The sequence below is a fragment of the Larkinella sp. genome (genome assembly GCF_965227735.1).
Classification (GTDB): Bacteria; Bacteroidota; Bacteroidia; order Cytophagales; family Spirosomataceae; genus Larkinella.
The window spans coordinates 5,566,678-5,590,718 of sequence record NZ_OZ245776.1; the positions used below are offsets into that span (position 1 = coordinate 5,566,678).

The 24,041-nt window shown below is 53.6% G+C and carries 16 protein-coding genes; 6 read left to right on the top strand and 10 right to left on the bottom strand.

Going from position 1 to position 24,041, the window contains the following annotated elements; all coding sequences use genetic code 11:
• Window positions 1–85: 85 nt before the first annotated feature.
• The 5 genes from ACO064_RS21815 to ACO064_RS21835 form a co-directional block, all read right to left on the bottom strand.
• A complete protein-coding gene (locus tag ACO064_RS21815) occupies window positions 86–703 on the bottom strand; it encodes a hypothetical protein (protein ID WP_421829340.1) in 618 nt (205 codons plus the stop codon).
• Window positions 704–850: 147 nt separating this feature from the next.
• Window positions 851–1,447 (bottom strand): LytTR family transcriptional regulator DNA-binding domain-containing protein, encoded by a 597-nt coding sequence (locus ACO064_RS21820; protein WP_421829341.1) that lies wholly within the window; start codon window positions 1,445–1,447, stop codon window positions 851–853.
• 345 nt (window positions 1,448–1,792) lie between these two features.
• Window positions 1,793–3,295 carry a SusD/RagB family nutrient-binding outer membrane lipoprotein gene (locus tag ACO064_RS21825; protein ID WP_421829342.1) on the bottom strand — a complete coding sequence of 501 codons (1,503 nt, stop codon included), beginning with the start codon at window positions 3,293–3,295 and terminating at the stop codon, window positions 1,793–1,795.
• A 25-nt stretch (window positions 3,296–3,320) separates the two neighbouring features.
• Entirely contained in the window at window positions 3,321–6,905 is a 3,585-nt protein-coding gene (locus ACO064_RS21830; RefSeq protein ID WP_421829343.1) for a SusC/RagA family TonB-linked outer membrane protein, read from the bottom strand.
• A gap of 41 nt (window positions 6,906–6,946) precedes the next feature.
• Window positions 6,947–8,044 (bottom strand): FecR family protein, encoded by a 1,098-nt coding sequence (locus ACO064_RS21835; RefSeq protein ID WP_421829344.1) that lies wholly within the window; start codon window positions 8,042–8,044, stop codon window positions 6,947–6,949.
• A gap of 293 nt (window positions 8,045–8,337) precedes the next feature.
• Here ACO064_RS21835 and ACO064_RS21840 point away from each other — a divergent pair, with 293 nt between their 5' ends.
• Entirely contained in the window at window positions 8,338–8,898 is a 561-nt protein-coding gene (locus ACO064_RS21840; protein WP_421829345.1) for an RNA polymerase sigma factor, read from the top strand.
• Window positions 8,899–8,933: 35 nt separating this feature from the next.
• On the opposite strand, the gene ACO064_RS21845 is transcribed toward ACO064_RS21840, so the two are convergent.
• Both ACO064_RS21845 and ACO064_RS21850 read right to left on the bottom strand, forming a co-directional pair.
• On the bottom strand, window positions 8,934–9,314 hold the full coding sequence (locus ACO064_RS21845; protein ID WP_421829346.1) for a hypothetical protein: 381 nt from the start codon (window positions 9,312–9,314) through the stop codon (window positions 8,934–8,936).
• A 2-nt stretch (window positions 9,315–9,316) separates the two neighbouring features.
• The gene (locus ACO064_RS21850) at window positions 9,317–9,910 is read right to left on the bottom strand and encodes a Uma2 family endonuclease (RefSeq protein ID WP_421829347.1); all 594 of its coding nucleotides are present in this window, start codon (window positions 9,908–9,910) and stop codon (window positions 9,317–9,319) included.
• 206 nt (window positions 9,911–10,116) lie between these two features.
• On the opposite strand from ACO064_RS21850, the gene ffh reads away from it, so the two are divergent.
• Entirely contained in the window at window positions 10,117–11,436 is a 1,320-nt protein-coding gene (gene ffh, locus ACO064_RS21855) for a signal recognition particle protein (protein WP_114404068.1), read from the top strand.
• Between the two features lie 33 nt (window positions 11,437–11,469).
• On the opposite strand, the gene ACO064_RS21860 is transcribed toward ffh, so the two are convergent.
• Both ACO064_RS21860 and ACO064_RS21865 read right to left on the bottom strand, forming a co-directional pair.
• On the bottom strand, window positions 11,470–13,140 hold the full coding sequence (locus ACO064_RS21860) for a S41 family peptidase (RefSeq protein WP_421829348.1): 1,671 nt from the start codon (window positions 13,138–13,140) through the stop codon (window positions 11,470–11,472).
• Between the two features lie 459 nt (window positions 13,141–13,599).
• Window positions 13,600–15,657 carry an acetoacetate--CoA ligase gene (locus tag ACO064_RS21865; RefSeq protein WP_421829349.1) on the bottom strand — a complete coding sequence of 686 codons (2,058 nt, stop codon included), beginning with the start codon at window positions 15,655–15,657 and terminating at the stop codon, window positions 13,600–13,602.
• A gap of 188 nt (window positions 15,658–15,845) precedes the next feature.
• Here ACO064_RS21865 and ACO064_RS21870 point away from each other — a divergent pair, with 188 nt between their 5' ends.
• Window positions 15,846–17,780 carry a pseudouridine synthase gene (locus ACO064_RS21870; RefSeq protein ID WP_421829350.1) on the top strand — a complete coding sequence of 645 codons (1,935 nt, stop codon included), beginning with the start codon at window positions 15,846–15,848 and terminating at the stop codon, window positions 17,778–17,780.
• Between the two features lie 174 nt (window positions 17,781–17,954).
• Here ACO064_RS21870 and ACO064_RS21875 read toward each other — a convergent pair whose 3' ends face one another.
• Entirely contained in the window at window positions 17,955–18,665 is a 711-nt protein-coding gene (locus ACO064_RS21875) for a response regulator (RefSeq protein ID WP_421829351.1), read from the bottom strand.
• A 374-nt stretch (window positions 18,666–19,039) separates the two neighbouring features.
• On the opposite strand from ACO064_RS21875, the gene ACO064_RS21880 reads away from it, so the two are divergent.
• From ACO064_RS21880 to ACO064_RS21890, 3 genes are all read left to right on the top strand, one after another.
• Window positions 19,040–22,519 carry a response regulator gene (locus ACO064_RS21880; protein WP_421829352.1) on the top strand — a complete coding sequence of 1,160 codons (3,480 nt, stop codon included), beginning with the start codon at window positions 19,040–19,042 and terminating at the stop codon, window positions 22,517–22,519.
• A complete protein-coding gene (locus ACO064_RS21885) occupies window positions 22,516–23,343 on the top strand; it encodes a CheR family methyltransferase (protein ID WP_421829353.1) in 828 nt (275 codons plus the stop codon). Before ACO064_RS21880 ends, ACO064_RS21885 begins: the two co-directional genes overlap by 4 nt.
• 117 nt (window positions 23,344–23,460) lie before the next feature.
• Complete coding sequence (locus ACO064_RS21890; protein ID WP_421829354.1) at window positions 23,461–24,030, top strand: chemotaxis protein CheB; 570 nt, start codon at window positions 23,461–23,463, stop codon at window positions 24,028–24,030.
• The last annotated feature ends 11 nt before the right edge of the window (window positions 24,031–24,041 follow it).

The following is a 24,041-nucleotide window of genomic DNA, read 5'->3' on the forward strand; positions in this document are numbered from 1 at the left end:
GTTATTCGGTATTCATGATTCGATATTTATTGCGTCAATTGAAATATAGAATATCGAATGTTGAATATTGAATAACGAAGTGGGGTTAACGAAAAGGGAAAAACTGATACCCGACAGCCAGATTGGTGTGCGTCATGAGGGGAATGAAATCCGGAGAAAACGGGTACTCGATCCAGGGTTGATACTGCATAAAAAACCGGGGCGACCGGGCGCTGCCGGAACGAAGCCGGAACCCGATTTCCAGCGGAACGGAAAGCAGGGCGTGGGGCGTCCCCCGGTCTTTTTTCAGGACGTAATGCCCGTCTTCCAGCCGGAATTCGTCCTGCGTCCGGAACGTGTGCAGGTAGCCGATGCCGAGCCCGATGGAGGCATACAGTGAAAGCGGCAGTTGCCGTTCGTAGCGGAAGTCGGTGCCCAGAAAAATACCCTGCGCTACTTCTTTGTGGTGGTAATACCCGGCGGTTAGTCCCTGAATCAGGCGGGATTTTGCCCGTCGTTTCAACGCCCATTCGGTCCCGATCGACACGCCGGGATGGAGCGGTTTGGTAACCAGCCCATCGACAAACGGAATGGACGTGCTTTCGGAAAATAGACTCAGGCGAAGGGGGAGCGAACCGCTCGTTTTCTGGGCTAAAACCGGGTTGGTGGCTCCCAGAAAGCCAACCCATAGAAGCGCCTTCAGGAAGGCCGGATGCTGTTTCATGTGCGAATAAAGGTGTTGTTTACAGTCGGGCAGTTCGGAACGGGATGGCCGAACTGCGCTGCAAAAATACCGGTCTGATGGCGCACAGTGGGTGTTTTTGAGCGTTAATGCAGCCCAAACCGGCAAAACAGCCGCTGAAACGGGCGGCTATTTTCCGAGCCAGGTGAGAAAAACCGTGGCCCGGTCTTTCGAGACATACACTGCTTCCGGAATGGGCGGGCAGAGCGTCACGAGCAGTTTCCGGGTGGGCGTCTGTTCGACGGACTCGATGCTGCGGATCTGGGCGATGACCTGGCGATTTAGCTTGAAAAACCGGGTGGCATCGACCTTCTCCATGACCTCGTCCAGCGTTTCCCACACTACGAATTTTTCCTGTCGGATGCTGACCAGATAAACCACTTTGTCGAGGATGATAAAGTAGGCAATGTCGTCCAGCAACACCGGTTTTTGGGTGTGTCCCGTGCTGACCAGAAACGATGTTGCCATCTGCGGTTTTTCAAAAACCGGAAGCGTGACTGGCTGGGCGGGAGCGGGCAGCGAGACCAGCGAATGCAGGATGTTCAACAGCAATAAAAACGTGGCGGAGAGGGGCAGTTCGGCCAGAAAAATGGAGCTAAAATTCGGACGCAGTTGCAGGAAAAACCGGACGTAAACCACCTCCAGAATGACCAGAACGAGCAAGGGAATTGCAATGCCCCAAAGCACCTGCCACCGGACCCGGTTCGGTCGGTGGTCCAGGGGCATTTTTGATTCAGTTTTTCCGTAATCCGGTTCAGGTACCAGCCCATGGCAAAGGTGTAGGCCAGGGCGAACAGCACATCGGTGTAGAAACTCGGCAGCCGGATTCGTTCGCGGAACGGCGTATCATTCGTCACCAGCACCACAGTCAACGCGATGAGGAGATACACCAGCCATACCCATCGTTTCCTGTGAAAAACCGCGTTCAAATTCCGGAGCCGTTAACCTGAACGCAAAGATAAAAAGGGTTTTTGAGAGAGAGTAAAGAGTAGAGACAAGAGAGTAAAGACGTCGGCTCTTTATTTTCCGGTCTCTACTCTCTTGTCTCTACTCTTTACTCTCAAAGAAAAATTACCGCTTATCCCACCAGACTTTGCTTAGATAGGTATCGCCGTTGGCCATTCTCGACGATGCCTCGTTGTAGTTGGTAGCATTCCGGAGTCGCTCGGTGCTGGAGTAAACGCCCCGGCGCGGAATCTGGCCGTTGGTCGTGCCGGGATTCGGACCGGGTTTCAGTTTGGGGTAGCCTGTGCGTCGCCATTCGGCATAGGCTTCGTAGTGCCGCATGAACAGGCTGATCCACTTCTGGTTCATGATCTGCTCCAACTGCTGTTCCTCGGTGCCCGCCAGTTTGCCTTCCCGGCCAATGTATTCCGTAATGGCGGTTTCGGCGATGGCATACGGCTGAATCTGCATCGTGGCCCGGATACCGGCCTGGTAAAAGCCTTCAGCCTGCGCCGGCGTCAGTCCGCCCCAGCCCAGCAAAGCGGCTTCCGCCTTGAAAAACAGGTTGTCGGAATAGGCCAGAAAAACATACGGGAAGGTGGCTTTCCGGTCGTTGTAAATCGCAATGGTACCGTACGAATAATCGTCGCGGTTGATGATGACACTGCCACCCAGGGCAACGCCCAGACCCCGGTAAACCGGTTTTCCGGCTTTCTTGGAGTTCTCCGTCGGCTCGGCGATGCGGGGCAGACGCGGGTCATTCTTAGCGAGCAGAACGTCGATGAACGGAGCGGCCAACTGGTTCAGCTCTTTGCTGCTGTTGTAACCGCCGATGGTCGGGTGGTAGCCAAACGGATTGCCGTCCTGCGTCACCGTTGGCATGGCCCCGTTGTCGGCATTGCTTTCGATCAACGGCGCTTTCAGGGCTTCTTCAACGGTTTTGCGGGCCAGCGCGGCATCGGCAAAACGAAGCCGCATACCCATCCGGAGTTTCAGCGAGTTGGCAAACTTCCGCCATTTGGTCACATCGCCCTTATACACAAAATCCGCGTTGCCATACGACACATCCGTGGCCGTCAGTTGGCCCACGGCCGCATCCAGCTCCGTGATGAGGGATTTGTAGATGTCCTCCTGCTTGTCATATTTCGGCAGCAGAATCAGGTTATTGTCGGGCAAACCAGCTTGGGTATACGGAATATCGCCCCAGAAATCGGTCATGCGCTGCCAGAAATAGATCTCCGTAATCTTGGCAATGGCCAGTTTTGTTCGTCCGTTGGGCGTGGCTTCCTCGCCTTTCAGGAGTTGATTCCGAATCTGCGACAGGTTCTTGATCAGTTCGTAATGAGCGGTCCAGTTGTTGGTTTCGTAGATATCGCGGTCTTCGAGGTACTGCGAAGGGGCCGACAACGAGCCGCTGGCCCACTGCTGCACCCACGAACCCACCTGCCACCAGTTGGTGCCGTCGGCCAGAAAACCGCTGAGTTGCGCCTGCGAATACAGATATTCGGCCGGAACGCTGCGGGGCTGGGTCGGGGAGATGTTGATTTCCTCGAAGTTATTGGTACAGGCCGATGCCGTAAGGAGCAAACCCAGTACCGAAAGGCGTATTTTTTTAGAAAATCGTTTCATGAGTATGATGCCGTTTGGGTTCCGATCAGAAGTTCAGGTTGAGGTCTACACCAATGGTTCGCAGCAGCGGGAGCGAGTGTTGTTCCATGCCCATCGTGCCGGAGTTGACGTTGATGGATGAATTTTCCGGTGAAAAACCGTCGGTATGCCGCTCGATGTAGCCCAGGTTCCGGCCATACAAAGCGAGCGATGCGCCCCGAACCACCTTGTTGTTTTTGAGAATAGCCGACGGAAGCTGGTAGGAAAGCCGTAATTCGCGGATGGCAATGTAGCTGGCGTCATACAGAAATTCTTCGGCGACCGCAAAACCCTTGTCCGAAGCCACGCGGTTCCAGTAGGCCTGCGCTGTCACCGGAATGTCGTTGGCCTGACCCGTGCTGATCCACTGGTTGCCTTCCCGGCGCGCTTTCACACCGGCGGCAATCAAACCGCCTTCGCGTCCTTCCAGCGTCCGTTTAGACGTTCCGTAGGCGGCTTCCTGCACGCGTCCCTGCGAGAAAATCTGACCACCCTGCCGGATGTCGATCAAAGTGCTTAGTGATAACCCTTTGTAGGAGAAGCTGTTGGTGAAACCGCCGATCCATTTGGGCGTAGCATTGCCGATGGCGACGGTTCCGATGCTCTGCACGATGGGCAGGCCCTTGTCGTCGATCAACCGGTTGCCGTTGGCGTCTTTGAGCCACGCATAATCAGCGGCTTTCAACTGGCCATACGGTTCTCCCGGCGCAGCCACGACCCGGATGTTGCGGTCGGAACCAACGACGATTTCGTTCACGCCGTCGATCAGTTCGAGCACTTTGTTGCGGTTGGCGGAGAAGTTGAAGCTCGCATCCCATGTGAAACCGTTCGACAATTTAAGGGGTGTTCCTCCAATCAGGAACTCGATTCCTTGGTTCTCAATCCGGCCGGCGTTGGTCAGCTTGCTGCTGTAACCCGTTGATTGCGAGATGACAATCGGCAGAATCTGGTTGCTCGTTACGGAATGGTAATACGTAAAATCCAGGTTCAGGCGGTTTTTGAAAAACCGTAACTCGGCCCCGGCTTCGTACGACGTTTTCAGTTCGTTTTTCAGGTTCGGGTCCACAATCGTGCTGGTGTAGGTTGCCAGCGGCTGGTTCAGGAACGTGTTGGCGTTCAAACCGTAGTAACCGGTGGTCGAATACGGATCGCCCGAACGGCCGGCCTGCGCGTAGGAAGCCCGCAGTTTGAAGTAATCCAGCGCCGGAATATTCAGCGGGATGGCGTCGGTAACGGCCCAGCTTAATCCCACGGATGGGTAGAAAAACGAGCTGTTGGTGATGGGAAGCGTCGATGACCAGTCGTTTCGCGCCGAGACGTCGAGGAACAGGTAATTGCGGAAACCGACGCTGGCCTGTCCATACACCGAGTTGATGATGGACTCAGAAACCCCCAGCCGGGGCGTGTTCAACACGGTCCGACCCACGGCATACAAGCCCGGAATGCTTAATTGCGTGCCGGTATTGCCCGTAATCCGGTATTTGTTGCTCAGGTGGTTGGCCCCGAAGTTGGCGTTGATCGAAAAGTCGCCGACTTCTTTGTTGATCATCAGCAAGGCATCCACGTTTTCGGTTTTGCTAAACTCCACATTCTCAAACACATCACCGGTTTGCGAGATCCGCGTTCCGACGGCTTTCCAGCCATACTGGCGTTCGTAATACAAATCCGTTCCGTAGCGCACCTGCAGGTTGACGCCCTTCATCAACTCGTAATTGAGCTTGGCGTAGGCAATAATGCGGTCACGGGTGTCCTCGTTGTGCGTGTTGTTGATGGTCCAGAACGGATTGGATGTCACGGAGTTGCTTTCAAAGATTTTCTCACCGCCGACAAAATAACCGTTGCCGCCGAGGTCCTGCGAATAGCGAATGTCCTTGGCCGAGTATTCATACCGCTTCAAACCGTCCATGTTCAGGCTGCGCGGTACGTATAAAAACCGGTAAACCGGGTTCAGACCGTCGTCACCCACATACGGGCGGTTATTCACAAACTGGTTGACGTAATTGACTTTCGTGTCCAGGTTCAGTCCTTTGGCAATGTCCGCCGACAGTTTCACCGTCACCGAGTTGCGGTTCAGCTTGTTGGTGGGCGTAAAACCGTCGTTGGTCAGGTTGGTCAGCGAAAAATAGTAGTTCACTTTCTCTCCCCCGCCATCGACGCTCACGGTGTTCATGGCTTGTTTTTCCGGTCGGAAGAAAGCGGAGTAGGGGTCGGTAATGGGCGAATAACTCACCGTATCCCCCCACATGTCTTCGATGGTTTGTCCCTGCATTTTAGGCCCCCAGCTTCCGCGCGTCGTCGGGTTGCGGCCCGCGCTGAGTTTGGGAACACCGCCCGTTAAGGCTGCATTGAAAGGGACAACGACGCCGTTGGCCTGCCGGTAAAACGTAAACTGGCCGTTGTAGCCCTGACCATATTCGTTCTGGTAATCCGGTTTGACGAGCGCGTTGCCGACCGAATAACTGCCGCTGTACTGAATGGAAGGCCGCCGGTTGCGCCGACCCGATTTGGTCGTGATGATCACCACCCCGTTGGCGCCCAACTGACCGTATAAAGCCGCACCGTTGGGGCCTTTCAGGATGGTCATGGATTCGATGTCGTTGGGGTTGATGTTGGAAATGCCGTCACCGCCGTCCAGACCGCCCTGCAACTGAAACGAGCTGATGGCCCGGCGGTTGGAGTTGTCGATCGGAACACCGTCGATTACGTACAAAGGCTGCGAATTGCCCGACAGCGACGAGTTGCCCCGAATCACGATCCGCGACGAACCGGCCATCCCGCCCGCCGACGAAGTGACCTGCACCCCCGATACTTTTCCGGACAGCGCCGTTCCCAGGTTCGTTACATTGGCCTGCGCCAGATCGGTGCCTTTGATTTCACCGGCGGCATAGGTCAGTGCTTTTTTCTCACGTTTGATCCCCAGGGCCGTCACGACCACTTCGTTCAACGTCTGGTCGCCGGGCATGAGTCGGACCGTAATCACGCTCTGGGTGCCTACGGTAATTTCCTGTTTGGCATAGCCCACGAAGCTGAAAACCAGTACCGCATTGCCATCGGCCACATTGAGTTTGAAAGCCCCCTGCGCGTCGGTGGTCGTTCCCTGCGTGGTGCCTTTCACGGTGATGCTGACGCCGGGAAGTCCCTCGCCTTTGTCGTCGGAAACCGTCCCCGAAACCGCCTGATCGACGGCCGCGATTGCGGTGGCGGGTTCAGCAGTTGGCAGATCGCTGGTCTTGCCTCTGGTCAGAATGATGCGGTTTTCGGTTACTTCATACGTGATGCCGAGGGGTGCAAACAGGCGTTCCAGCACACCGGACAGCAGTTCATTGGTCGCGGTCACGGAAAGGTCGCGGTCGACCCGGATGTTTTGCGGGATGTAAATAAATTTGACCTGTGCCTGCTTTTCAATCGTGGCCAAAACCTGTTTCAGCGATTTGTTTTTCAGTTGTAAACTGACGCGCTGGCTGAGCAATTCTTTCGTGGCCTGATCCGGGTTGAACGAAAAACCGGCATGGCTGACCGAAATCAGCAGGAGCAGGTACGTCATCCGACGGAGGTAAGACCCAAACGGTCGGGTTGGTAGTCGTTTTTTCATGGTTTGTTTACTAAAGGTGTCGCATTGGGATTGATTAAGGTTTATTCGCCACATCCGGTTGCCAGAATGAGGACTTTTCCATCGGTTACTTCGTAGGAACCCTGAAGCGATTTGCTGATCAAACGAAGCTGTTCATACAGCGACAAACCGGTCAGGGACGCCGTCAGACTGCATTTTTGGAGGAGAGATTCGTTGTATACAATGTCGATTTCGTACGTTTCCTCGATGCGCCGAAACACTTCGGTAAGCGGAACGTCGTCAAATTCGAAGGAAACCGATGCGGCATTTTTGGCGATAAAAACCGGCTTTTCCACGAGTTCCTTCCGAAAAACTTCCTGTTTCGCGTTAAAAACCACCTGCTGATTGGGCGTCAGCACCACGCCGGTCACTTCCGGTTTTTCGACGTTGCGCTGTTGCTCCAGTTCTTTCCGCGAATACACCGTTACGCGCCCGGTTCGCACGGCCACCGTCACCTGCGGCAGATCGTCGTAGGCTTTCACCGTGAAACTGGTTCCGACGACGCGCGTCACCACATCGCGGGCGTAGACCAGAAACGGCACTTTCGGATTGGGAACCACGTCGAAAAACGCTTCCCCGGTCAGCACGACCGCCCGAACTTTTTGCCCAAAACCGGCGACGTGCTGAATCCGGCTGTTGGGCTGGAGCCGAACCGTGCTACCATCCGGCAAGGTGACCCGCACCGGTTTGCTGGTGCGATTGGCCTGCTCCACCACGCCGTCGTTGGGCCGGGCATCCGACAACAAACTCGTCAGCAGATGCGACTTTTGGGGAGTCCGCCACACCAGCCAGCCCGCACCCAGCAACAGAAGGAGGGTTGCGGCCGCCAGCCATCCTAATCTCCGGAAAACCGGCAGGCTGCGCGTTTCCGAGTGCTGGCTTACGCGCCGAAGAATTTGCCCGGTTTCGTGCGTGAGGGTGGCTTCGGTTACCTCCGTTTCCGGCCGGTTCAGGGCTTCCAGAATGTCTTTGGCCAGCAAGGCTTCCGCCCGGTTCGGCTGCGGTTGCGCCATCCATTCGGACCAGAAAGCCGAAGCCGCTGCGTCGCGGTTGTAAACCCAGGCGATGAAGGAATCGTCGGTCAGAAAATCTTCGGCTTTGTAGGAATGATACGCCTGCATGTAACGGGGTGAGTTCTCCGGTCTTGTTTAGGGAGATAGAACGGTTTTGAACTTGTATACCCACGGACGTTAACTTTTTTGCTGAATTGCCCCCAACCCCCTGAAGGCCGGGCGGCCGGTGCCGGGCTTTCAAGTCCGGATGATTTAGCTCCCTTCAGGGGGTTGGGGGCGATCCTGGCTAAATTTCGCGGCTCGCTGCAAATTTTTACGGATAAACTACTACTTTTTGAGAAGAACGGCATTTGGGTTATCTTCGTGAACTGATTTATTCGTATGCTTAATTCTCCGTCCGTATGAAAGAAACGCTACCGGACCCGGATCTGTGGAATCAGGTTCGGATGGGGGACGAAGTGGCTTTTGAAGAGCTGATCCGGCGTTTCTACCGCCCGCTTTACCACTACGGTTTGAAGTTCACCCGCGACGCTGATCTGTTGAAAGATTGTATACAGGACTTGTTTGTGGAACTCTGGGCCTACCGCCGAAACATTGCGCAGACGGAGTATGTGCGGGTGTATCTGTTCAAATCGTTACGTCGGAAACTGTATAAAGATGCCCTCCGAAGGGGACAAACGGAGCCTTTTGAAGACGGGATGGCCGACGGTTTTCTGCATTCGGAGAGCTTCGAAGACGAACTGATCCGAACGGAATTATCGGCCTACCAGCGCAGCCGCCTGGATACGCTCCTGAAAACCCTGACCGACCGCCAGCAGGAAGCCGTTCACCTGAAGTTTTTTGCGGCCCTGCCGAACGACAAAATTGCGGAGGTGATGGGGCTCAGCTACCAGTCCGTCGGCAATCTGCTGCACCGCGCAGTCAATAAGTTGCGGGAAGGCTGGCACGGGTTGTTGTTGTGAAAACCGCAGGGGTTTGGGCCATAGGGTAGGGTCTATCAATTTACCCGATAAAGCACCGAATCAGGAAATCGCTGACCGTGGATGTAGTTGCCAAAAAATGGAATGTTACTGATTCCGGGTTCAGTATGGATCATGTGTTTCAATTGACGGCACAACGTATTATGCGTATCAATCACCGATACATCGCCTAATGAAAGGTCGATTTCATTTTCTTTGATGACCTTGTATATTTTAGTGTAGGCCATTCTTGATCCGTCCCGATCAATACCTTTCATAGCAAACAATAAACGCCAATTTTCGGTATCCGGAAGATTAATCCAGAGAGCAACCGGAATGGAAGTCCCCGAAGCATCCAGCTTTTCGAGTAGTTTCTTTCCTTCTTCCAGTTGTTTGTTTACCAATAATGTTCCATTCATCTTTATTCAAATAGCCGTTTCAAATCCACCCTAAAACCAGCCAGCGTTTTTGATACCAATTCACCTTCAACCACTGAAGCCGCGCTGAATACTTTATAACGGCCATCCTCCAGTGCATAAATTTCTATTTCCTGATTGGCCGGATCGACCAGCCAGTATTCCGGAACGCCAAACCGTTCGTAAAGGTCTTTTTTGATTACCCGGTCGCGAACAATGGATGAAGGCGAAATGATTTCGACTACCAGTGCCGGAATACCTTCAATCCCATTATTGGTAATGATGGATGCATTCTCTTTCGGAATAAACACAACGTCGGGTTGCAGAACGTTGTAATCGTCAAAAAAGACGTCGATGGGGGAGTACAGGACCTCTCCCAACTTGTTCTCGGTGATGTGTTGGTGAATAGCAAACGAAATATTACGCGAAAGGCGTTGATGTTTGGGTGCAGGGGCAGATCTTCTCACAAGTTCTCCGTCAATGAGTTCGTACAGATGGGTATCATTGTCGTCGAACTCCAGATTTTGGTATTCAGCCACGGTTAGCCGGTTTTTCGGCTCGGCTTTGGAGGGGTTCTGTTTTTTGATTTCGACTTCCATACACATTAGACGATGAAATTGCGCTTAAGTCAAAGTTAACCAACCAAACAGGTATTTCCTACCTCTCCTAAAATTCATTAACTTTGCAATTCTCTGATTCACTCTGATGTTCTCTGATCAACTCTGTGTAACAGTTTGAAATGTTATTACACAGAGTTGATCAGAGAACATCAGAGTGAATCAGAGATAAATTTAGGAATCGAATCATGTTTGAAAATCTTCAGGATAAGCTTAATCAGGCTTTTAAGACCTTAAAAGGACAGGGTCGGATTACCGAAATCAACGTTGCCGCGACCGTTAAGGAAGTGCGCCGGGCACTGACCGATGCCGACGTAAACTATAAAGTAGCCAAGGAGGTTACCGACCGCGTCAAAGAAAAAGCCCTCGACCGCAAGGTGCTGATCGCCGTCGAGCCGGGGCAACTGTTCGTCAAGATCGTTCAGGAAGAACTGACCGAACTGATGGGGGGCGAAGCCGAAGGCATCAACCTCAAAGGCGATCCAGCCATCATCCTGATTGCGGGTTTGCAGGGTTCCGGTAAAACGACGTTCTCTGGCAAACTGGCGGCATTCCTGAAAAAACAGGGCCGCAACGTGCTGTTAACGGCCTGCGACATTTACCGCCCGGCGGCCATCGACCAGTTGAAAGTGCTGGGCGAGCAGGTGGGCGTGGAGGTATATGCCGAACCGGAAAACAAAAATGCCGTCGAGATTGCGCAGAATGCCCTGGCGCACGCCCGCAAAACCGGTAAGAAAGTCGTCATTGTCGATACCGCCGGTCGTCTGGCCGTCGATGAGGTGATGATGAAAGAGGTGGAAAACCTCAAAAAAGCCCTGAATCCCTCGGAAACCCTGTTTGTTGTCGACTCGATGACGGGGCAGGATGCGGTCAATACGGCCAAAACCTTCAACGACCGGCTGAATTTCGACGGCGTGGTGCTGACCAAACTCGACGGTGACGCCCGCGGTGGGGCCGCGCTCTCGATTCGGGGCGTCGTTCAGAAACCGATCAAGTTCATGAGTACGGGCGAGAAGATGGAAGCTCTTGACATCTTCTACCCCGACCGGATGGCCAGCCGGATTCTGGGCATGGGTGACGTGATTTCACTCGTTGAGCGGGCGCAGCAGGCTTTCGATGAAGACGAAGCCAAGCGCATCAGCTCAAAAATGCGTCAGAATAAGTTCGATTTCAACGACTTCCGGGGGCAGTTGCAGCAAATCAAAAAGATGGGGAACATCAAAGACCTTATCGGCATGATTCCCGGCATGGGCAAGATGATGAAGGACGTTGACATCGACAACGATTCGTTCAAACCCATCGAAGCGATCATTGGCTCCATGACGCCCATCGAACGCGAGCGGCCGGATATCATTGACGGAAACCGCAAAAAACGCATTGCCAACGGCAGCGGTACCTCCATCCAGGAAGTGAATAACCTGCTAAAACAATTTGACGAAATGCGGAAGATGATGAAGAAAATGAATCAGATGCAGTCGTCGGGCAAACTCAGTAAAATGATGAAGTAGAACGGAGCATCTCCGTTCTACTTTTTTCCCTTTCTACTTTTGGGCGGCATACCCGCCTTTCTCCAATAACCGGGCTTGATCGAAGAGCGTCAGGGCTTTCTTATACGTCTCGTCGCCTTCCGACAGCATTTCGAAGAATTCGTTGTTGAGACCATCGCGGTGGCCCTGCCGCCACGCATACTGCGCGATGTAGGCTTTCAACTGCGTCTGAATGTATTTCTTCGACCGCTTATATTCGGCTTCGTTGAACTTGATGCCCTGCGCCGTGGCGTCGTCGGTCAGGCGTTTCAGCATGGCGTCCGTGATTACAAAATTCTTCTTGTAGCTGTTAAAACCGTCTTTTTCCAGTTGTTTGCGGTGATCGTTGGCGTATTCCATCGCCTGTTCCCGCACAATGTTTTTGTTGAACAACTGAATCAGGTACTTGGTCATGAACAGCGTATCGCGGGGTACGAACACGTCGGGCGTGATGCCACCGGCTCCGAAAACCGTCCGGCCACCCGATGTTTTAAATTTGTATTTCGCGTTGTTCTTGATGCTGTCGGCGATGTAATATTCCCCGCTCTTCGAACGGGCTTCCAGTTCTTTCTCGTAGTCTTCGCCGTGTCCGGCTACATACGGTTTCTGAATGCTCCGTCCGCTTGGCGTATAATACCGGGAAATCGTCAGCCGCAACTCGGAACCATCGGACAGCATCACCGGCATTTGCACCAGCCCTTTGCCAAATGACCGCCGTCCGACAATCAACGCCCGGTCCTGATCCTGCAAGGCACCGGCCACAATCTCCGACGCCGACGCGCTGCCTTCGTCCATCAGCACGATCACCGGGCCTTCTTCAAACTGACCGGCAATGCGGGCTTTGGTCTGGCGATCATAGCGATCATCCTTGCCATCGGTATACACCAGCAGTTTATCGCCGGAAATGAACTCATCGGCCAGACTCGTGGCCCGGTCCATATAGCCGCCGGGGTTGTTGCGCAGGTCGAGCACCATCTGGCTCATGCCTTTTTGCTTCAGGGTTCCCAGGGCTTTCTTGAACTCGTCGTAAGTCGTTTCCGAGAACCGGTTTACTTTGATGTACCCGGTTTTGTTATCGATCATGTAAGCCGCATCGACGGAATAGGTCGGAATGCGATCGCGTTGCACCGTGAAGGTCAGCGGTTTTTTCTCGCCTTTGCGCAACACGAACAATTTGACGGAGGATCCCTTTTTGCCGCGTAATTTTTTGAAAACGAGGGCATTGTCCAGTTTGCTGCCGGTCATGTCGGTCTCGTCGACCTTGATAATTTTATCGCCACTCAGAATCCCGGCAGTTTCGGACGGCCCACCGGCCATGGGCGTTACGACATAAACCGTGTCTTTGTAAATATTGAATTCGACGCCAATCCCGTCAAAACCGCCTTCCAGTTGCGTGCGGGCGGCCACGGCGTCGGTCGGGTTCATGTAGGTGGTGTGGGGGTCCAGTTTCTCCAGCATTTTGGAGATGGAGTAATCCACCAGATCGTCCGTGTTGACCGAGTCAACGTAATTATTCTCAATCAGTTGAAGAACTTCCTTGAATTTGGAATACCCACGTCCAATGTTGTTGAGGCTTTTTCCACCACCAAAAAACGTGGCGCCGATCAACATACCGGCTGCCAGCGTGATGCCCAGGAGCATCGGCAACCGGACGGTCGCCTTGTCATTCTGAATTTTTTCGCTCATAGTAGTACCTAATAGTACCCACGTTCAGACAGCCGGTGCTGCTCAAGTCCGTGATAGGCTTAATAGTTAACGATCAACAAAACTTAAAAAATACGGGCTTATTGATGTAAATTAAATACCCGCCGAATTCACTTTTTGGCTTATCAGCCCACTGCCGCTCGGGCGGCCCCGTTTAGCTGTGGGTAAAGCGAAAAGTCCCCCCTTGCTAACCGAACCGTTTTAACGGTTTCATGTTCCGGCAAAACCGTTAAAACGGTTTCTTAATCATTTGGTTTCACTTCAATTTACCCACAGCTAAAGCAGTGGGCTGGTAACTAAAGCAGTGGGCTGGTAAACAATTACTTCGGCGGATATTTAATTTACATCAATAAGCCCGTGAGCACTTACTGCATAACGATAAAATACGGGCAAAATGTTTGCCGAAACGGGATGAAAGATATAGAATTTATTCCGACTCTCCTATTTCACCAACAAATCGGATTTCATGGTGTCGGCCAACAGAATAAAGGTATCCAGCGCCGACGGATTCCGGAGCGTATCGCGGCTCGTCACCCGTTCGGGCGAAATGCCCATCAGAATCTTTTTGACGGGGGCTTCCACTTTTTTTCCGCTGATCGTATACGGTATTTCCGGCACCTGAAACATGGCGTCGGGAACGTGTCGGGGGCTGTATTGCGTCCGGAGTGCGAGTCGGATTCGTTGCGCCATTTCTGCGTTGAGTTCGGTCGCCGGATCGGTGGTCTGGCCTTTGAGTACCACGAATAAGGGCATAAAATACCGTCCGCCGGGGAGTTCGAGGCAAACCACGAGGCTGTCGGCTACGTCGGGAACGCTCTCGACGGCGCTATACACCTCACTCGTGCCAATCCGAACGCCGTCGCGGTTGAGCGTGGCGTCGGAGCGACCGTAGATGACGACGGTTTTGCGGTCGGTAATCTTGATCCAGTCGCCGTGCCGCCAGATGCCCTCGTACTGGTCAAAGTAGCTGGATTTGTAGCGCTGGTTACCTGCCGGATCATTGTTATTGTCATTCCAGAAATAGATTGGCATCGACGGCATGGGTTCCAGAATCACCATCTCACCCAGCTCGTTGCGGATCGGTTTTGCGTTTTCATCGAACGATTCGAGTTTACACCCCAGCATCCGGCACTGAATTTCGCCTTCGTATACCGGCAAAAGCGGACAGCCGCCGACAAAACCGCTGCAAATGTCCGTGCCACCACTGAGCGACACCAGCCAGACGTCTTTTTTTACCGATTCATACACCCAGCGGAAGCCCTCGGGCGGCAGGGGCGAACCCGTAGAGCCAATGGTTTTGAGGTGCAGTAATTTGGAACTCCCGATGTAGGAAAGCCCCGTCCGCATACAGGCCAGCAGGTAAGCAGCTCCCGCACCGAAATGATTGACCCGCGCGCGTTCAGCCAGATCCCAGAGCACGTCCATGTTCGGATACCCCGCCGAACCGTCGTAGATCACCAGCGTGGCCCCGACCAGCAGCGACGCCACCGAATAGTTCCACATCATCCAGCCCGTCGTGGAATACCAGAAATACCGGTCGCCGGGCTGAACGTCCTGGTGCAGGGCCAGCGCCTTCAGGTGTTCGAGCAAACAGCCCCCGACGCTGTGGGTGATGGCCTTCGGTTTGCCGGTTGTTCCCGACGAAAACAGAATCCAGATCGGGTGTTCGAACGGCACCGGTTCAAAAACCAGGGGAATCGCCGTGTTGGTTTGCAGGACCGAATTCCACAAAACCGACTTGCTGCGGGGGCCGGTCGGGGGTTCGAAATCAGGATCAAGATTGGCTACCCAGACCACCTTCTTCAACGTGGGCAGGGCCGTCAGCAGGTCGCTCAGCGCGTCAGTTTTGTCGATCGGTTTTCCGTTATAGTGATATCCGTCGATGGCAAAGAGTACTTTCGGCTCGATTTGCCGGAAGCGGTCGATGATGCTGGGCGTGCCAAAATCCGGTGAACAACTCGACCAGATGGCCCCTACGCTGTTGGTAGCCAGAAAGGCCACGACGGCTTCCGGGATGTTGGGCAACACCGACACGACGCGGTCGCCGGGCCGGACGTTGTTTTCGCGTAAGTAGTGGGCGATGGCCGTCACCTGCTGTTCCAGTTCTGACCAGCTTAGCGACGTCAGCGGCTGTTGTTCCGACTGGAAAAGGATGGCCGGGCGTTCACTGGTTTTGTTGCGGAAAATATGTTCGGCGTAGTTGAGCGTGGCTCCGGTAAACCAGCGGGTTCCGATCATGCCCGAAGCCGGTTTTTCGATCACTTCCTGGTAATCGCGGTGGCTTTGGACGTTGAAAAACTGCCAGATGCTGCGCCAGAAATCTTCGAGATCGGTGGTCGACCAGTCCCACAAGTCGTGGTAGTCGCGGAAATACAGCCCTTTCTTGACAAACAACCAGTCGAGGTAGCGTTTCATCTGCGATTGGTCGATCAGCCGCCGGTCGGGTTTCCAGATGGGTTCTTTGGAGTCAGGTTGTATAGAAGTCGTTGCAGAAGCCATTGGTAAGGGGAATCAGAATTGTTGTGAGGTTAGGAATTGTTTCCGGACGAAATGGTGTTGCATTTCAGAACAAAGACAGAAGTTACACTAAAATACGCTAACTTTGCAGCCCATTTCAGGACGCGTTTTCGAACTGGCTGATAATCAATAGAATTTACAATAACTACAGTAGTGATACTGCAACTTTTATGAGCAAAAAAAGAGAAGAACCCCAGGGGCGCCGGGAAGGCAGGTCGGGAGGCTATGGTCAGACGGAGACGACGAATAAATTCTACAGCAACGTCGTCAAACGCAAAGACTCCGGAGACCGTAAGGAGGAGCGCAAAGAGCGCAGTTTCGACAAACCGGGTTTCGACAAACCGCGGGGAGAACGTCCGGCGTCCGGCGACCGCCGGTTTGACGACAAACGATCGGAACGGCCCCGGACGGGTGGCTCGAATTATGCAGGTTCGCGCCCGGATCGGCCGCGTTTTGAACGGAATGATGATCGCCGGTCGTCCGGTTCGTCATCGGATCGCCCGGATCGCAACCGGGATGAACGCCCCCGCAGTGATAGCCCGCGTGGTGGCCGGTTTGAAGGCGGTGGACCCCGCCGTGATTTCGACCGCCCGCGTGGACCAAGGGATGACAATAAAGATTTTCGCCGGGATGACCGCTCTGACAACCGCAGCAGCCGGTTTGGCGGTTCGGGTTCGCGGGATGACAAACCCCGCTATGGCCGCAATGGTGGCCAGTCGGAAACCCGCAACAGCCGATTTGGCAGTGAAAAAACGTACGGTGACCGGACGCGGAATGAGGATTCAAAACCGCAGTCTGACCGGCCCGAACGCCGGGAAAGCCGGTTTGGGTCGGAACGCAGCTACGGCGAACGGAGCCGTGAGGGAGAACCGCGCGACGACCGCAACACCGAACCCGGAGCCGAACCGCGCGAACGCCGGGCGTTTGATCGGCCCCGCCGGGACGACCGCCCGTTTGGCGGTGAGCGTCGGGAATTTGATCGCCCGCGCCGGGATGACCGTGGATCGCGCGACGAGCGTCCCGCCGATCGCGAGCGCCGGGATTTCGACCGTCCGCGGGCATCGCGTGACGAAAACAAAGGATTTAGCCGGGACAGCCGTCCGGGCGACCGCGAGCGACGTGATTTCGACCGTCCGCGTCAGGATGATCAACCTTCGCGGTATGACCGGGAACGGCGGGATGACAACGATGAGGCCAAACAGCGCAAAATCGAGGAGAGCCGGGGTCGTCAGGTAGGCCGTTCGCGGGCACCGGAGTACGACATCGACAAGATGAAGGAGCAGGCGCTGGGAAGCCGCAATTCGCGCGACAAAAAACTGAAGCGAATTGGGCACGAAAAGGTGCGTGAGCAGGCCGGCAGCAGTGACCGTGATAAAAAACCGCGGGATGCCGACTCCGGATTGATCCGGCTGAACCGGTATGTTGCCAACGCCGGTATTTGCTCGCGCCGGGATGCCGATGAACTGATTGCCAAAGGCGATGTTAGTGTAAACGGCAAAGTGGTGACCGAAATGGGCTACAAAGTGCAGCCCACGGATGTGATCAAATACGGTACGCGGGTGCTGAATCCGGAGAAAATGACCTACGTGTTGCTGAATAAACCGAAAGATTACATCACGACGACGGAAGATCCGGAAGACCGCAACACGGTGATGGATCTGGTGGCGGGTGCCACGCCGTACCGGATTTATCCGGTGGGCCGTCTGGACCGCAACACCACCGGTTTGCTGCTGCTGACGAACGACGGCGAACTGGTGGAGAAACTGACTCATCCGTCGAACGAAATCAAGAAAGTATACCAGGTGGAACTCGATAAACCGTTGACCAACGAGCATTTCGAAGCGATTCGGGACGGTTTTGAACTGGAAGACGGTTATATCAAACCCGACGATCTGGGAATTGTGACGCCGGATGCCCAGGTGATCGGCATCGAAATTCACAGCGGGCGCAACCGGATTGTTCGCCGGATTTTCGAAAATTTCGGGTACGAAGTGACAAAACTGGACCGGACGGTGTATGCCGGTCTGAACAAGAAAGAATTGCCGCGCGGTACGTGGCGGTATTTGAACGAGAAGGAAGTGATCCGGCTGAAATTCTTGTTGTAGAACCTGTTTAGGATTTCACTCTCCTTCAAATAATAATAAATGAAAAATGATGAATACCGAATGTAGAAGTAGCTTCCAATCCAGCACTTCTACATTCGGTATTCATCATTTTTCATTTATTATTATTATCCTATACAATCCCAAACATCTTGTTAGCGGACCGATTGTAACCGGTCACCGCCTGATCAATACTTCCAGCGTTTCCAGACCTACTGCAATTTGCCGGAACAGATCCGTCAGACTTTCCCGAACTTCCTGGTCGGTCAGTGCCGGATTTTTCTCAATTTTTTTTAGCCCGGCGGCAATGTCGAGCATGGCCACGGAGTTGAGCGACGAGCGGAAACGGTGCGCCAGGTGGTCGAACTCATCGCGGTTATTCTGGTCCAAAGCCTCGAACAGAGCTTGCTTGTTGATCGGAAGTTCGACCTTAAAAAAAACAATCAGGTCGTTAATCAAGTCGTGATCTCCCCCGGTAATCTCTCTTAAATAGGTTTGATCGACCACCGGCGTTTGTTCATCTTTCCGGGGTAAAAACCGCTCCAGAACGGCCTCCAGTTGCTTTTTTTGAATCGGTTTCGCCAGAAAATCGTTCATGCCGGCCGCCTGACACCGGGGACGTACCTCGAACTCCGGATTCGACGTAACGGCCACGACCGGAATCGATAAACCCAGTTCTTGCCGAATCTGCTGCGTAGCCGTCAAACCGTCCATAACCGGCATCTGAATGTCCATTAGGATCAGATCGACGGTTTCTTTTTTCAGAAAGTTGACGGCTTCCAGCCCATTGTTGACCACCACACTCGGGATACCGTATTTGCGGAGGAGGGTGGATAAAAATGTCTGGTTAATGAAATTATCTTCAACGATCAGAACCCGAACAGTCAAGTCAGTTTTTCTGGTTTGTTGCACACCTGGAGGGTTCATGTTCAAAATCGGGATGTCGGCAAAATACACAACACTATTTTCTGGAACAACAGTCTGATATTTTTTTATGGTTCTTTGTCTGATAAAATGAATTCCTTACTAGCTTTAGGGAATGCTATTAAATCTACAGCTTCGTAAATGTAGTAACAATAGCGGTACGATTTTTGCCTATTTGTAATTTATTGAATGGCTTCATCATCGGGTTTTGTCGTATGCCAACTGGATCGTGTCACGGATAAACCGGGATTGCCAAATTCCGTATTTGCCGCCTATGTTGCGAAACTACTTCGCGCACGTTCTGCCTCTGTTGCCCGCCGTTTTGACGTTTCAACTGTATGAAATTATCGTCGACCAATCGGTTGTATATTGGGATTGTCCTGGCTCTGTTTCTTTTTGTTGCGCTTGGTATCATCGCGTTTCGAACCATTCGAAGTCAGCTTGAAGAAGCGCAACGGGTTCGGCATAGCTATCAGGTTCTGAAGAGTATCGCCATAACGGAACAGTTGCTGGTTGATATGGAAACCGGTCGGCGGGGCTTTCGGGGTACGAACGAAAAGCGTTTTCTAAAACCGTATTATGAGGCCGTCGGAAAAATTGAAGGGTCGGCTGATGCCATTCGAAAGCTGGTGATCGACAGTCCCGAACAAACGGAACGGGTGATGGATGCCGAAAGGCATATTCGCGAATTATTGCAATACTGGAACGGCCTGGGCGTCGATGCCGCCCAATATACGAGAGCCGATATTATCCGCGTAACCGACGGCGAAAAAGAGCGGATGGACCAGGTTCGGAAAACGCTGGACGAGATGATTCGGGTGGAGGAATTACGCCTGACCAACCGTGAGAAAGAAAGCGACAGGGCCGTTATCATGGCCATTTATGTGTTCAGTGTCGGGGCGGTTATTTTATTGATTCTGGGCATCGTTGTTTCCTATCTGTTTTGGTATGAGATGAATAAGCGCCAGAAAGCGGAAGCCCGGCTGGTTCAGAACCTGGAAGAAGTCGAACAGCTCAACCAGATCAGCCTGGAAAAAAACTGGCTGCTGACCGGCATGACGGTGGTGAACGATTCGGTTCAGGGCGTGGGCGAATCGGAGTCGCTGGCGCAGGAAGTCCTGCGAAAACTGATCCGGTACCTCGACGTTCAGGCGGGCGGTTTTTACTGCTACGACGACGAAAAACAGCACCTGGAACTGAACGCATCGGTTGCGCTGCCGACCCACACCACCCGGTATTATGCCATTGGAGAAGGACTGGTGGGGCAGTCGGCCACGGAGTCAGATGTGGTGGTGACCAGCCACGTTCCGGCCGACTATTGGGCCATTCAGTCGGGCAGTGGCAAAGCCGTTCCGGGGCAAGTGATCTGTGTGCCGCTCTGGTATAAAAAAGAACTGAAAGGCGTCATTGAGCTGGCGACGTTCCAGCCGCTGACCCCCACGCAACTCGATTTGCTGAAATCTGTTGCCAACAACATTGCCATTGCGTTGAACGCTGCCGACGCCCGCCGAAGGGTAAACCGCCTGCTGGAACAGGTGCAGGAACAGAAAGAAATTCTGGAAAACCAGCAGGAAGAACTCCGGCAATCGAACGAAGAACTGACGCGGCAGGCCGAAATTTTACAGGCGTCGGAAGAAGAACTGAAGGTACAGGAGGAAGAATTGCGGCAGATCAACGCCGAACTGGAAGAGAAAAATGAGGCCGTGGAAGTGGGCCGGCAGTCGCTCGCCCTGAAGGCACGTGAATTGGAAGAAACCGGTCGCTACAAGTCGGAGTTTCTGGCCAATATGTCGCACGAACTGCGGACTCCACTGAACAGCGTTCTGATTCTGGCCAAAATGTTGTCTGAGAATAAGGCCAATAACCTCACCGGTAAACAGGTCGAATACGCCAATGTGATCCATAAATCGGGTTCGGATCTGCTCAATCTGATCAACGACATTCTGGATTTGTCCAAGATTGAAGCCGGGAAAATTGATATGGTGGCCGAAAATGCGACGGTTAGCGGGATGGTCTACGATCAGGAGCAACTGTTCAGCGTGGTGGCAGAGCAGAAAGGCGTTACCCTCATCACCGAGGTCGACGAGTCGGTGCCGCCGGTTTTGTTCATTGCCAAACAGCGGCTGGAGCAGGTTATCAAAAACCTGTTGTCCAACGCCTTCAAATTTACACCCCAACGCGGAGTGGTAACGCTCTCGTTCAGCACCAGGCGTCCGATGGACGGTTTTGCCAATGAACCCCTCCTGGAAGCCGACCGGTGGCTGGTGATTGCCGTCAAAGACACCGGCATCGGCATTTCGCCCGACAAGCAGCAGGTTATCTTTGAAGCGTTTCAGCAGGCCGACGGTTCGACCAGCCGCAAGTATGGCGGTACGGGTCTCGGACTTTCCATCAGCAAGGAACTGGTGAAGCGGCTCGGTGGCGAAATGCGGCTGCAAAGCGAAGAAGGGCAGGGGAGCACGTTCACGGTTTATTTGCCGCTGACCGAAGCACAAACCGGCGATAAACCCAACCCTGTTGCCCCCGAACCGAAAAAGGAAAGTGTTTCTTCGACGCCTTTGAACGGCGCGTTGCCGCGTTTGCAAAACGGCATTGTTGAACAGAACACGTTGAAAGACGACCGGAATACGCTGGAAAAAGGCGATAAAGTGATGCTGATTGTGGAAGACGATCCCATTTTTGCCGGGGTTGTGCAGGATTTTGCCCGTAACAAAAAATACAAGACGATTGTGGCTTTGCGGGGCGACGAAGGCATTTATTACGCCCGGAAATACAAACCGTCGGCCATTATTCTGGACATGCAACTGCCGGTGGTGGATGGCTGGAGCGTGATCAACTGGTTGAAAAACGACGAGAATTTGAAAGCCATTCCGGTGCACGTAATGTCGGCGGCTGACGAGCCGAAGCTGGGCATCGGAAATGCGCTGGCGTACATCCGGAAACCGGTCGAAAAAGAAGATCTGGAAAAGGCATTCGACCGGATCAGCGACCACTTGCAGGGCCAGATCAAGAAGGTGCTGGTGTTGTCGGGCAATTACCTGAATGACGATTCGCTGCGGCAATTTATCGGACAGCGAAAATTTGATCTGGAGTGCGAATACGTCGCCACCAACGCGGAAGCACTGGGAAAACTGCGGAAAGAACCGTATGACTGCCTGATTGTCGACATGGGGGGCGATTTGGAGAAAGGGGTCCATCAATTGAAAGACCTGCGCGAAGCCATGCCGACGGAATCGCTGCCGGTGATCATTTACATGGACAAAGACCTGAAACCGGCGGACGAATGGCAGCTCAAAAAACTGTCCGACGTCGTGATCCGGGAGTCGTCGCAGGCCATCGACCGGCTGATGGACGAACTGGAACTGTTTCTGTATAAAGTGCAGGAAGTCGAGAAAAAGGAATTGCCCAAACCGCTGACCAAAATCAACGACCAGAGCCTGCAGGGGAAAAAAGTGTTGCTGGTGGACGACGACATGCGGAACGTTTTTGCGCTGAGTACTTTGCTGGAAGACCAGCAAATGAACGTGCTGACCGCCGTCGACGGCCGGGAAGCGCTGGAGGTGTTGCAGCAGCACCCGGATACCGACATTGTGCTGATGGACATCATGATGCCCGAAATGGACGGCTATGAAGCCACCCGCCGGATTCGCTCGGATTTGAAACTGCTGCATTTGCCGGTGATTGCCCTGACGGCCAAGGCCATGCCCGGCGACCGCGAAAAAACCATCGAGGCCGGGGCGTCGGATTACATCACCAAACCGATCGACAGCGGCCGGTTATTTTCGTTAATGCGGGTCTGGTTATCCGTCAAAGTATGACCGGGCCGATTCACATTTCGGTGGAAGAACTGGAAGAGATCGTTCACCTGGTTCGGCGGCAGTATGGCTACGATTTCGGCGATTACGCCCGGGCGTCGCTCCAGCGTCGCGTCATCCGGTGTATGCAGAAAGCGGGCTGTCGGACGGCCTACGAACTGAAGTACCAGTTGACGAACGATGACCGGTTTTTTGCCTGGTTTATCGAGTCGCTGACGGTGAACGTCACGGAGATGTTTCGCGATCCGGCTTTTTATAAAGAACTGAGAAATACCGTATTGCCGAAACTGGCGTCGTACCCGATCCTGAAAATCTGGCACGCGGGCTGTTCGACCGGTGAGGAGGTGTTTTCGATGGCGATCCTGTTGCACGAAACAGGTTTGCTCAACCGGACGCGCCTGTATGCCACCGACCTGAATCCGGCCAATCTGGAGCGGGCGCGGCAGGGCATCGTGCCGTTGCAGAACATGAAAGAGTATACGTCCAACTACATTCAGGCGGGCGGAACGAACGATTTTTCGTCGTATTACACGGCCCGGTACGAGAACGCGATTATTCACAAGGAATACCGGAAGAGTATCGTATTTGCGACGCATAATCTGGCAACCGATCAGGTTTTCAATGAGTTTCAACTGATTTGTTGCCGGAATGTGTTGATCTATTTCAACCGGGAGTTGCAAAACCGGGTCATGACGCTGTTCAGCAACAGCCTGGCTCCGTTGGGGTATCTGGCGCTGGGCATGAAAGAATCGCTGCTGTTTTCGGAGGCCCGGGATCAGTTCGATGTCGTGAACCCGGTGGTTCGGATCTACCGGAGTAAGTTATAAATGGTCGGTATACGGTTTACAGTTTTCGGTCGCTGGCGCGTGCAGCTTCGAATGCGTCAGTCCCGGCGGGGAACCGCACCGAAAACTGTATACCGAAAACCTTAAACCGAAAAACCGATGACCGGATGTAAAGTGGTGGCAATTGGCGGCTCGGCGGGTAGTATACCGGTCGTGACGGCTTTGTTGCAGGCCCTGCCGGCGAATTTTCCGTTTGCGGTTTTCGTGGTTTTGCACCGGCTGAAGAACGTTACCAGCAGCATGGACGCCATCCTGACCAGCAAAGGCCGGGGGCTTGTGATTGGTGAACCCGACGACAAGGAGGCCATTCTGGCGCACCGGGTCTATCTGGCTCCGCAGAATTACCATTTGCTGATTGAAGCCGATCAGACGATTAGTCTGGACTATTCCGAGCCGGTTCATTACAGCCGTCCGTCGATTGACGTCACGTTTGAAAGCATTGCGATGGCCTACGCTGGTAGCGCGGTGGCGATTCTGCTGAGTGGCGCCAACCAGGACGGCGCCGACGGGCTGCTGGCCATCGTTCAGCAGGGCGGGGTGGCCATTGTTCAGGACCCGGCCACCGCCGAGTATCCCGTGATGCCACAAGCGGCTATCAATCGAAATTCAAAGGCTGTCGTTTTGACACCCGAACACATTGCGTCTTTTTTACACACACTCAACGATTAACAGAAAAACGA

What these genes read in the sequence shown, in the direction of transcription:
- ACO064_RS21890 (WP_421829354.1), top strand. Translation starts at nt 23,461, where the DNA reads ATGACCGGATGTAAAGTGGTGGCAATTGGCGGCTCGGCGGGTAGTATA.
- ACO064_RS21835 (WP_421829344.1), bottom strand. Translation starts at nt 8,044, where the DNA reads ATGCAGGCGTATCATTCCTACAAAGCCGAAGATTTTCTGACCGACGAT.
- ffh (WP_114404068.1), top strand. Translation starts at nt 10,117, where the DNA reads ATGTTTGAAAATCTTCAGGATAAGCTTAATCAGGCTTTTAAGACCTTA.
- ACO064_RS21825 (WP_421829342.1), bottom strand. Translation starts at nt 3,295, where the DNA reads ATGAAACGATTTTCTAAAAAAATACGCCTTTCGGTACTGGGTTTGCTC.
- ACO064_RS21870 (WP_421829350.1), top strand. Translation starts at nt 15,846, where the DNA reads ATGAGCAAAAAAAGAGAAGAACCCCAGGGGCGCCGGGAAGGCAGGTCG.
- ACO064_RS21860 (WP_421829348.1), bottom strand. Translation starts at nt 13,140, where the DNA reads ATGAGCGAAAAAATTCAGAATGACAAGGCGACCGTCCGGTTGCCGATG.
- ACO064_RS21850 (WP_421829347.1), bottom strand. Translation starts at nt 9,910, where the DNA reads ATGGAAGTCGAAATCAAAAAACAGAACCCCTCCAAAGCCGAGCCGAAA.
- ACO064_RS21840 (WP_421829345.1), top strand. Translation starts at nt 8,338, where the DNA reads ATGAAAGAAACGCTACCGGACCCGGATCTGTGGAATCAGGTTCGGATG.
- ACO064_RS21830 (WP_421829343.1), bottom strand. Translation starts at nt 6,905, where the DNA reads ATGAAAAAACGACTACCAACCCGACCGTTTGGGTCTTACCTCCGTCGG.
- ACO064_RS21820 (WP_421829341.1), bottom strand. Translation starts at nt 1,447, where the DNA reads ATGCCCCTGGACCACCGACCGAACCGGGTCCGGTGGCAGGTGCTTTGG.
- ACO064_RS21865 (WP_421829349.1), bottom strand. Translation starts at nt 15,657, where the DNA reads ATGGCTTCTGCAACGACTTCTATACAACCTGACTCCAAAGAACCCATC.
- ACO064_RS21880 (WP_421829352.1), top strand. Translation starts at nt 19,040, where the DNA reads ATGAAATTATCGTCGACCAATCGGTTGTATATTGGGATTGTCCTGGCT.
- ACO064_RS21845 (WP_421829346.1), bottom strand. Translation starts at nt 9,314, where the DNA reads ATGAATGGAACATTATTGGTAAACAAACAACTGGAAGAAGGAAAGAAA.
- ACO064_RS21885 (WP_421829353.1), top strand. Translation starts at nt 22,516, where the DNA reads ATGACCGGGCCGATTCACATTTCGGTGGAAGAACTGGAAGAGATCGTT.
- ACO064_RS21815 (WP_421829340.1), bottom strand. Translation starts at nt 703, where the DNA reads ATGAAACAGCATCCGGCCTTCCTGAAGGCGCTTCTATGGGTTGGCTTT.